Source organism: Vibrio sp. 2130-1, from assembly GCF_033339515.1.
On sequence record NZ_JAWOUT010000104.1, the window covers coordinates 1 to 964 of the forward strand.

Annotated in this window: 2 protein-coding genes; both read right to left on the minus strand. The window is 50.7% G+C overall.

What is annotated here, in order from left to right:
* On the minus strand, positions 1-548 hold a 548-nt coding region (locus R7Q09_RS24510; RefSeq protein WP_318143741.1), incomplete at its 3' end, for an ABC transporter permease.
* Positions 536-964 (minus strand): ABC transporter ATP-binding protein (locus R7Q09_RS24515; RefSeq protein ID WP_318143742.1); only part of this gene is annotated, 429 nt, incomplete at its 5' end. The genes R7Q09_RS24510 and R7Q09_RS24515, both read right to left, overlap by 13 nt.

A 964-nucleotide genomic window follows, 5' to 3' on the forward strand; every position in this document is an offset into this window, starting at 1 on the left:
GTAGCAAGTAAGGTAATCCAATCTCCCACGTTGACGCTCAGATTATTGGCAAGATCCACCCCAAGCATCACTTCTGGCTCAGAAGCGTCGTAGCGAGAGGCATGAATGTTGGAAAGCGTCTGCCCATCACGCACGTCCAAAAACGGCCCTTTCATATCGAACTCGCGTTCGTTAACGCCGATACCAATAAAAATCGAGGACTTGCTGCCGTTAGAGATCAAACCGCTGAATTCCACTCGAGGCTGTACGCCTCGCACCTCTCTCAAGCCAATCAACTGTTTGGTGATCGCATCGGCATGGCTCAAACCATTGCTCAATGGCATCTCTTCTTCTTTAGCGAAATAACCCGGCGTGGTTAATGTCAGATGCCCCGTGTCACGCGCTGTGGATTCTTTCAAGCTGTCGTAAGTATAAAGGCCAAAACCACCTGCGCTGGTCAGCGCAAAAACTGCAATGGCGATGATCAGCATCGACAACAAACTGCGTCGGCGATTACGTTGTAGGTTCAGCCAAGCAAGGCGAACCGAAACGGGAATTAGCTTGCCCATGAGACCTCCTCCACACTGGCGTGCGTTTGGATGATTTTGCCGTCCACCAGCTCGATGGTGCGATCGCAGCGTGATGCCATACGAGGGTCGTGAGTGGCGACAATGAAGGTGGTACCAAACTCGTGCCCGAGCCCTTTCATAATATCGATGACTTTGTTTGCGGTTTGGCTATCGAGGCTTGCTGTTGGCTCGTCGGCAATCACTAATGCAGGTTTGTGAACCAAAGCGCGAGCAATCGCTACCCGTTGCTGCTGACCACCAGACAAGTTATCGGGCATGTGATGGATGAATTCGCCCAACCCCACATGTTCCAACATTTGTGTGGCAAGTTCGGTTTGTTCAGTTTTTGAAAAACCGTTGAGATGCAACGGATAAGCTACGTTCTCCAAAGCCTTCATCACTGGCACCAAATTGAA